Annotated in this window: 10 protein-coding genes; 3 read left to right on the top strand and 7 right to left on the bottom strand. The window is 72.2% G+C overall.

The window, feature by feature from the left end; translation table 11 throughout:
• Positions 1-70: 70 nt before the first annotated feature.
• From QM582_RS17330 to def, 6 genes are all read right to left on the bottom strand, one after another.
• Positions 71-556, bottom strand: a complete 486-nt coding sequence (locus QM582_RS17330) for a YbjN domain-containing protein (RefSeq protein WP_415086506.1) — start codon at positions 554-556, stop codon at positions 71-73.
• Complete coding sequence (locus tag QM582_RS17325) at positions 486-1,724, bottom strand: glycosyltransferase 87 family protein (protein ID WP_415086504.1); 1,239 nt, start codon at positions 1,722-1,724, stop codon at positions 486-488. The genes QM582_RS17330 and QM582_RS17325 overlap by 71 nt, the downstream gene beginning before the upstream one ends.
• Before the next feature lie 76 nt (positions 1,725-1,800).
• A complete protein-coding gene (locus QM582_RS17320; protein WP_415086503.1) occupies positions 1,801-2,241 on the bottom strand; it encodes a hypothetical protein in 441 nt (146 codons plus the stop codon).
• Positions 2,238-2,894, bottom strand: coding sequence for a response regulator (locus tag QM582_RS17315; protein WP_415086501.1), 657 nt, complete (start codon positions 2,892-2,894; stop codon positions 2,238-2,240). The genes QM582_RS17320 and QM582_RS17315 overlap by 4 nt, the downstream gene beginning before the upstream one ends.
• The gene (locus tag QM582_RS17310) at positions 2,885-4,111 is read right to left on the bottom strand and encodes a histidine kinase (RefSeq protein ID WP_415086499.1); all 1,227 of its coding nucleotides are present in this window, start codon (positions 4,109-4,111) and stop codon (positions 2,885-2,887) included. The genes QM582_RS17315 and QM582_RS17310 overlap by 10 nt, the downstream gene beginning before the upstream one ends.
• Positions 4,112-4,166: 55 nt before the next feature.
• Entirely contained in the window at positions 4,167-4,757 is a 591-nt protein-coding gene (def, locus tag QM582_RS17305; protein ID WP_415086498.1) for a peptide deformylase, read from the bottom strand.
• Positions 4,758-4,828: 71 nt separating this feature from the next.
• Here def and QM582_RS17300 point away from each other — a divergent pair, with 71 nt between their 5' ends.
• From QM582_RS17300 to QM582_RS17290, 3 genes are all read left to right on the top strand, one after another.
• On the top strand, positions 4,829-5,743 hold the full coding sequence (locus QM582_RS17300) for a tyrosine recombinase XerC (protein WP_415086497.1): 915 nt from the start codon (positions 4,829-4,831) through the stop codon (positions 5,741-5,743).
• A 63-nt stretch (positions 5,744-5,806) separates the two neighbouring features.
• Entirely contained in the window at positions 5,807-6,448 is a 642-nt protein-coding gene (locus tag QM582_RS17295) for a sugar-binding domain-containing protein (protein WP_415086495.1), read from the top strand.
• The gene (locus QM582_RS17290; protein WP_415086493.1) at positions 6,352-7,614 is read left to right on the top strand and encodes a glycoside hydrolase family 2 TIM barrel-domain containing protein; all 1,263 of its coding nucleotides are present in this window, start codon (positions 6,352-6,354) and stop codon (positions 7,612-7,614) included. The genes QM582_RS17295 and QM582_RS17290 overlap by 97 nt, the downstream gene beginning before the upstream one ends.
• A 146-nt stretch (positions 7,615-7,760) precedes the next feature.
• Here QM582_RS17290 and QM582_RS17285 read toward each other — a convergent pair.
• On the bottom strand, positions 7,761-8,235 hold a 475-nt coding region (locus QM582_RS17285), incomplete at its 5' end, for a M23 family metallopeptidase (protein ID WP_415086492.1).

Raw genomic sequence — 8,235 nt, 5'->3', positions numbered from 1 at the left:
TGCCGCTCACCGGTGCCGATCCACTCGGGGCGGTCGCCTTCCCCTTCTGAGGGTCAGCACCGACCGGCGATCACTCGCCGGCGTTGAACCAGTCCTTGGACTCCGGGAACTGCTCGGCCAGGTACTCGTACAGCTGACCCGAGGTGCCGACCATGCAACGCACCTGCTGCCGCAGGAAGTCGTCGTCGACGCCGGTCTCGATGTCGACCACCAGGTCGCCGAACACGCCGAGGTGCTCGTCGCCGCGCACCACGCTGGCCTTGGGCCAGAAGTGGTCACGGTTCCAGCTGTTCACCGCCTCCAGCACGAAGTCGTAGGCGGCGACCGGGGGGCGGACGTCCCACATCGACCGGATCGCCATCAGGTCGTTGTTGTTGCCCTCGACCAGGAACCACATCCGCATGGTGTCCCAGTCGGCGAACCGGTCGCCGTCGTCGTCCACGCCGAATTTGATCTCCAGGCTGGTCAGCACCGCGTCCCAGCGCTCACGGTTGAACGGCTGCGGACCCTGCGGCGGGTTGGGCGGCTGGGTGGGGCCCCAGTTGAACATCGTCATCGGCTGGATCCTTTCGCTTCGCCCGCCACGCTACTAGCTGAGCCCGGCTGCTGCCGGATCGCGCCGTCAGCAGCCCCAGGGTGACCAGCGCCAGCAGCGTCCAACTGTCCTGGATCAGCTTGCCGAGCGGGTCGTGGCTGTATTCGACGATGCCGCCGGACGGATACCACCAGGTGGGCCGCACGATCAGCAGGATCGCCCAGGCCGACCCGAGGGCGGCGCGCCCGTTCGCCGCGCACCAGAGCACCAGCGGCAGCGACCAGATCCAGTGATGCGTCCACGAGATCGGTGAGAGCAGCAGGCCGGCCAGCCCGGTCACAGCCACGGCGAGAACCTCGTCGGACGTCCGGCGCAGCACGACGACCGTAGCCAGCACCACGACCAACGACAGCGCGGCGGTCAGCGCCAGGGAGCCGCCCGGTCCGACCGCCCGCGCCACCGCACCGGTCAGCGACTGGTTGGTGGCGTAGCCGATGCCGATCCGCTCGGGTGCGGTGAGCACCAGGCCGGTCCAGTAGCCGGACGAGGCGGCCGGGGCCAGCAGCCAGCCGAGGGCGACCGTTCCGGCAAAGCCGGCGAGCAGCTGGGCCGCTCCCCGCAGGTCGCGGCGCAGCAGCAGCGGCAGCAGGAACACCAACGGGGTCAGCTTGAGCCCGGCGGCCACCCCGATCAGCCAGCGTCGGCGTCCCAGAACTCCTTCGGTGACCAGCCAGGCCAGCACGATGTTGAGCTGGCCGTAGCCGAGGGTGGACGCCACCGGCTCGGTGACCACCGCCGCTGCCAGGCAGACCGCGATCAGGTCGGGACGCCCCGGCGCCAGCCGGTCGAGCACCAACTGCAGGACGCGGGCCAGCGCGGCCAGCGAGGTGAGGGCGACCGCCACGACGGCCACCGGGAACGGCACGGTGAGCAGCGGCAGGTAGACCGCGGCGGCGAACGGCGGATACAGCCAGGGCAGGTGACCGGGCGGGGTCAGGTTCGGGTCGCGTCCGGCGGCCAGCTCGGACGCCGCCCGCAGGTACACGTCCAGATCGATCGACCCGGCGCCCAGCGCGGCGGCGCAGGAACCGGCGACCGACCAGGCGATCAGGCCACCGACGACGTGACGGGGGAGGGGCCGGCGGGAGAGGGCCCGCCGGGAAAGAGCACGGTGCAGCAACGACCACATGAGCCGAAGCGTGTCGCCGCTCGGGCGGCCGGCGCGTCGGGGGCAGCCACCGAACCGGGGTGGGGCTAACCCCCGGTCAGGGCGCCTGGCGAATCTCCACCGGAACGCGCCGGTCGGTGTCGGCGATGGTCGCGCCCGGGTGTTGGACGATCACCACCCGGGTGCGGGGGGTGGTGGTGCGCACGGTCAGCCAGATCGCGCAGCGGCTGAGCGGGGTCGGGGTGTGGCAGCGGGCACTCAGCCGGCCCGACTCGGTGTCGGTGACCTCGGCCCGGCCCAGTATCGAGTGGGTCTGCCACTGCACGTCGGACGCGGATTGGTCGCCGCCGCCGTCGATCCGCTCGACAGCCACTTGGACGCCGGCCGCGGCGTCCACCTCGATCGTGGTCACCGACGCGGACCAGTTCGCGCTGTCGGAGCGGTACTCGGTGAACACCTCACGGAACCAGAAGGCACCCGCGGCCAGCACCGCCACGGTGGCGAGCGCGGCGGCCGCCCGGACCGCGAGGCGCCTCATCGGGCGTCCCCGCGCAGGTAGGCGAGCACGGCCTGCACCCGCCGGTGCCCACCGTCGGCGGCGCCGAGATCGAGCTTGGCGAAGATGCTTGTCACATGCTTCTCCACCGCGCCCTCACCGACCACCAGCTGGGCCGCGATGCCGGCGTTGGAGCGGCCCTGCGCCATGCCCGCCAGCACCTCCCGCTCCCTCGGGGTGAGCCGGGACAGCGGCCCGGCATGCCTGCTGCGAGCGACCAACTGGTCGACCACCTCCGGGTCCAGGGCGGTGCCGCCGGAGGCCACCCGGGCAAGCGCGTCGGCGAACTCGGCCAGGTCGGCCACCTTGTCCTTCAGCAGGTATCCGAGCCCGCGGGCACCGGCGGCGAGCACCTCGGAGGCGTACCGCTCTTCCACGTACTGGCTGAGGATCAGCACGCCCAGTTCCGGACGCCGCCGGCGCAGCACGAGGGCGGCGCGGAGCCCCTCGTCGGGGAACGTCGGCGGCATCCGGACGTCGACGATGGCGGCGTCCAGGTCGGGGGTGGCGTCCACGGCCCGCAGCAGTTGCTCGGCGTCCCCGACCGCGCTGACCACCTCGATGCCGCGTTCGGTCAGCGCGCCGGTGAGCACCTCCCGCAGCAACCCCGAGTCTTCGGCGAGCACTACCCGCATGGCACCTCCACGGTGACGACGGTGGGACCACCGGGTGGGCTGGACAGGAACAACCTTCCGTCGACGCCGCTGAGCCGGTCGGCGATGCCGCTCAGCCCCGAGCCGCCGGCGACGTCCGCGCCACCGGGGCCGGTGTCGGTGACGGTGGCCCGGACCAGGGCGTGATCGCGGATCAGTTCGACCGACGCCGGCGCACCGCCGGCATGTTTGGCGACGTTGGTGAGCAGTTCCGCCGCCGCGAAGTAGAGCACGGCCTCGACAGCCGGGTCGGGACGCCGCTCGATCCGGGTCTCGATGCTCACCGGCATCGGCAGCCGGGCGGCGACCGCGGACAGTGCGGCGTCCAGGCCACGGGATTCCAGGATCGGCGGCCGCAGCCCTCGGGTCAGGGTGCGCAACTCGTCGATGGTGCCGGTGGTCTCGGTCCGAGCCCGGCGCACCAGGGCCAGGGTGCCGGCGTCCGCGTCGGTCAGCCGCGACTCCGCCTGGCCGAGCAGGATCGACAGGGCGATCAGCCGCTGCTGCGCGCCGTCGTGCAGGTTCCGCTCCAGCCGGGTCCGTTCGGCGTCCGCGGCGGTGACGGTGCGGGCCCGGGCCTCGACCAGTTCCCCCACCCGGCGGGCCAGCGCCGCCGACTCCGGGCTGCCCAGCAGCGCCTGGGTGACCCAGCCGTCCAGCCAGCCCAGCCCACGCACCACTGCGGGCGCGATCAGGGTGAGCACGATCACCGCCGTCACCGGATTGGCCAGCAGCGCCCACCAACCGCTCAGGTAGAGCGCCGCCATCGGCTGATACGGGATGACCACGGCTGCGAGCAGCGCAGCCAGCAGCACCGCCGGCAGGGTGACCACCAGGCTGAGCGCGGCCAGTTCGAGCCCGGCGAGGGCGAGCCGGACCACCGCGTAACCGGCCGCCCGGCGAAAGCCCGGGTCGCGCAGCACCTGCCGGGCCCGCTCGATGGCGGGACGTCCCGGGGATGGCCAGTTCACGGTGAGCGTGGGGACGCGGTCGTGCAGCACCGCGAAACGCTCCCGCTCGAAGCCGATCAGAGCGGCGAACAACCGGGCCAGCAGCAGGAACGGTGCGGCCGCGAACACCGTGAACGGAATCGCCGCGGCGGCGGCCGCGAGCACCAGCACCAGCACCGGGGCCAGCACGATCCCCAGCGACAGATGGCCCAGCAGGCGCCACGGGAACGGGCGGAGCAGGCGGTGCACGGCCTCAGCCTGCCACGGTGGGCGGCTCGATCGGCGCAGGCTGAGCACTCAGCCTTTAGTCGTCGGACGCCGAGGTGCGGCGCGGCGTGACCGGCCAGTCGTCGGGGTAGAGATGGGCCAGTTGCTCGTGCTGCTTGCTGAGCAGCCGGCGGGCCCGGGTGGAGAGCCGGTCGCCGAACACGGTGCCGTTGAGGTGATCGGTCTCGTGCTGCAGGCAGCGGGCCAGCAGCCCGGTGCCTTCGATCCGGATCGGGTTGCCGTCGGCGTCCTGACCGGTGCAGACCGCAGTGTCCGGACGGGCCAGCATCTGGTAGCCGCCGGGAAACGACAGGCAGCCCTCCTCGGCGGCCTCGAGGTTGCGGGAACGGGCCTCCGGCAGCGTCACCACCGGGTTGCACACCACCCCGTGGTGCAGCACGTCGTCGGCGTCCGGGCATTCGAAGACGAAGACCGCGATGTCGCGTCCCACCTGGGTGGCGGCCAGCCCGACTCCGTGCGCTGCCCGCATGGTGGCGAACATGTCCCGCACCAGGGTGCGCAACTCGTCGTCGAATGCGGTGATCTCGCGGGTCTTCTCGTGCATCACCGGGGTGCCCCAGCGGGTGATCGGCAGCACGGTGCCACCGGTGGTCAGATCGTCGCTCATAGCCGCCCTTCTCTCGGCCGACACGCTACTAGGTCACGGCGGGGAGCGGACGCCGCCGTAGGCTCGGCGGCATGGATGCGGACCTGGTCGAGGCGTGGGCGCAGCACCTGCGCGCCGGCCGCAACGCGTCGCCGAACACGGTGCGGGCCTACACCGGTGACCTGCTGCAGTTGGTCGACTACCTGGAGCGGACCGGTTCGGGTTCGCTGGCCGAGGTGGACCTGCGGACGCTGCGCCGCTGGCTGGCCGGCATGCACGCCGGCGGGGCCGAACGGGCCACCATGCAGCGCCGCGCGGCCGCGGCCCGGGTGTTCTTCGCCTGGGCTCACGGGACCGGACGGATCGCGTCGGATCCGGCCACCGGGCTGCGGTCGCCGCGGGTCGACCGCAAGCTGCCCGCCACCCTGGACGCCGGCCAGGCCCGGCAGGTGCTGGAGGCGTTGGCCGGCCGTGCCGCGGCCGAGGACGACCCGGTGCTGCGAGCCCGGGCGCTGCGCGACGTGGCGATCATCGAGGTGCTGTACTCCAGCGGCATCCGGGTAGGGGAGTTGTGCGGCCTGGACGATTCGTCCCTGGACGCCGGCCGTGAGGTGCTGCGGGTGCACGGCAAGGGCGACAAGGACCGCACCGTGCCGATCGGCACGCCCGCGCTGCGGGCCCTGGACGCCTGGCGCCGGACGCGCGAACTGATCGCCGGACCGCAGGCCGGGCCGGCGCTGTTCGTCGGCGACCGGGGTGCCCGGATCGACCCCCGGGTGGTTCGCCGCTTGGTGCACCGGGCACTGACCCAGGTTCCGGACGCCCCCGATCTCGGCCCGCACGGGCTGCGGCACGCGATGGCGACCCACCTGCTGGAGGGTGGCGCCGACCTGCGCAGCGTGCAGGAGATGCTCGGCCACGCCTCGCTGGCCACCACCCAGATCTACACCCACGTGACCAACGAACGGCTCCGGGCCGCCTACGCCCAGGCCCACCCGCGGGCCTGACCGGCTGCCCGAATCGACGACCCTGCTGGCAATGCGGCCGCCGGGCAACGAAGGAGAACACCGATGACGACGTCCGACATCCCCAAGCCGGAGCACCCACGCCCGCAGTTCTTCCGCCCCGACTGGCTCAACCTCAACGGCGAGTGGCAGTTCGAGATCGACACCGCCGACAGTGGCCTGCAGCGCGGGCTGCGGACCCGCGAACTGCGCGACCGCATCGTCGTGCCGTACGCGCCGGAGAGCCGGGCGTCCGGGATCGGGGAGACCGACTTCCTGGAAGCGGTCTGGTACCGGCGCGCGGTGACCGTGCCGGCCGGCTGGGAGGGCCGCCGGGTCGTCCTGCACTTCGGTGCCGTCGACCACGACGCCACCGTCTGGGTGAACGACGTCGAGGTGGCCCGTCACCGCGGCGGCTTCACCTCCTTCGAAACCGACATCACCGACGCGCTCGCCGGCGCAGGCGAGGCGATCATCGTGGTGCGGGCCCGCGACAGCCGGCACCCGGTTCAGGCCCGGGCAAGCAGTCCCGCGAGTACGCCAACCACGAGTGCGTCTACACCCGCACCACCGGCATCTGGCAGACCGTCTGGCTGGAAGCCGTCCCCGAGGTGCAGTTGCGACGAGGCGCGGTCACCGCCAACCTCGGCGCCGCCGCGCTCACCGTCGAACTGCCGGTCAGCCAGAACCGCCGCGGCTGGACCGTGACCGCCACGCTGTTCGACGCCGCCGGCGAGGTGGTCTCGGCGAGCGCCCGCGCCGACCTGGACAAGACCCCCACCGTCAGCCTGCCGATCCCGGCCGACCGGCTCCGGCTCTGGTCGCCGGCGGACCCGCACCTGTACGACCTGACCCTCGAACTGCGCGACGACCGCGGCGCCCTGGTGGATCGCGTGGCCAGCTACGCCGGGATGCGGTCGGTCACCATCGACGCGACGGCGATCCTGATCAACGGGCAACGGGTCTTCCAGCGACTGGTCCTGGATCAGGGCTACTGGCCGGACACCTTGATGACCGCCCCGGACGACGCGGCGCTGCGCCGCGACATCGAACTGGCCCTGGCCGCCGGCTTCAACGGGGCGCGGCTGCACCAGAAGGTGTTCGAGGAACGGTCCTTCTACCACGCCGACCGGCTCGGCTACCTGGTCTGGGGCGAGTTCGGCGACTGGGGCGCGAACAGCGACGGACCGGACACCGACAACCAGCAGCCGACCGCGAGCTTCGTCACCCAATGGCTGGAAGCCGTGCGGCGAGACCGCAACCACCCCAGCATCGTCGGCTGGTGCCCCTTGAACGAGACCCACCAGCGGATCGGCGACCAGATCACCGTGCTGGACGACGTCACCCGGGCGATGTTCTGGGCGACCAAGCTGGCCGACCCCACCCGGCCGGTGCTGGACGCCAGCGGCTATTCGCACCGGGTCGCCGAGACCGACGTCTGGGACAGCCACGACTATCAGCAGGACCCGGGGTGGTTCGCCGCCAACCACGCCGGGCTGGCCGGCGGGCGACCCTTCGTCAACCGGAGCGAGCACGGCGAGTACTCGCTGCCGTATGCCGGTCAGCCGTACTTCGTGTCCGAGTTCGGTGGCATCTGGTGGAACCCGGACGCCCTCGACGCCGACGGCCGGGTTCGTACCGAGTCGTGGGGGTACGGCGACCGGGTGCGCGACGAGGAGGGTTTCTACGCCCGCTTCGAGGGCCTGACCGGCGTGCTGCTGGCCGACCCGGGCATGTTCGGCTACTGCTACACCCAGCTGACCGACGTCTTCCAGGAGGAGAACGGCATCTACCGCTTCGATCGCTCGGCCAAGCTGGACGTCGAGCGGATCCGCGCAGCGCAGCAACGACCTGCCGCCTATGAAGGTCGATGACCTGGCCCGGCATTCGACATCGCCTGCGTTGGGGCACATCGCCCGTGGAGGAACGCAGGCGATGTGCGTTACCGCAGGCGATGTCGTAATTGGATGGGTCGAGCTGACCCCTGGTCGGAGCGAACCGCGGCGGGTCGATGGGCCGGTCACAGGTACCGCGCCGGGTCGACCAGGCGTCCGTTGACCTTGGTGCCGAAATGCAGGTGGCAAGCCGTCGACCAGCCGGTGCTGCCGACCAGGCCGACCACCTGACCGCGCTTCACCTTCTGCCCGGCGCGCACCTGGTAGCGCTTCATGGCGTGCAGGTAGTGGGTGGTCAGCCCGCCGGCATGCCCGATCACCAGTCGGTGGCCGCCGGAGGAGTCGTAGGACACCGACCGGACCACCCCGTCCGCGGCAGCCCGGATCGGGGTGCCGCAGGACGCGTGCAGATCGACCCCGGCATGCAACCGCCACTCGTGGAAGATCGGGTGGAAGCGACGCCCGAACGGCGAGGTGATCCGTCCGCCCACCGGGTTCAACAGCACCCCCGACCCCGAAGGCTGAAGGGCGCCCGGAGCGGACGCCGCCGCGGCGAGCGCCGCCGCCCGCTCGGCCGCCAGCTTGCGGGCCTGCGCCACC

It is taken from the genome of Micropruina sp. (genome assembly GCF_047607385.1).
Classification (GTDB): domain Bacteria; phylum Actinomycetota; class Actinomycetes; order Propionibacteriales; family Propionibacteriaceae; genus Micropruina.
The sequence above is the reverse complement of the archived record's forward strand: the minus strand, read 5'-3'. Positions and strand labels throughout refer to the sequence as shown.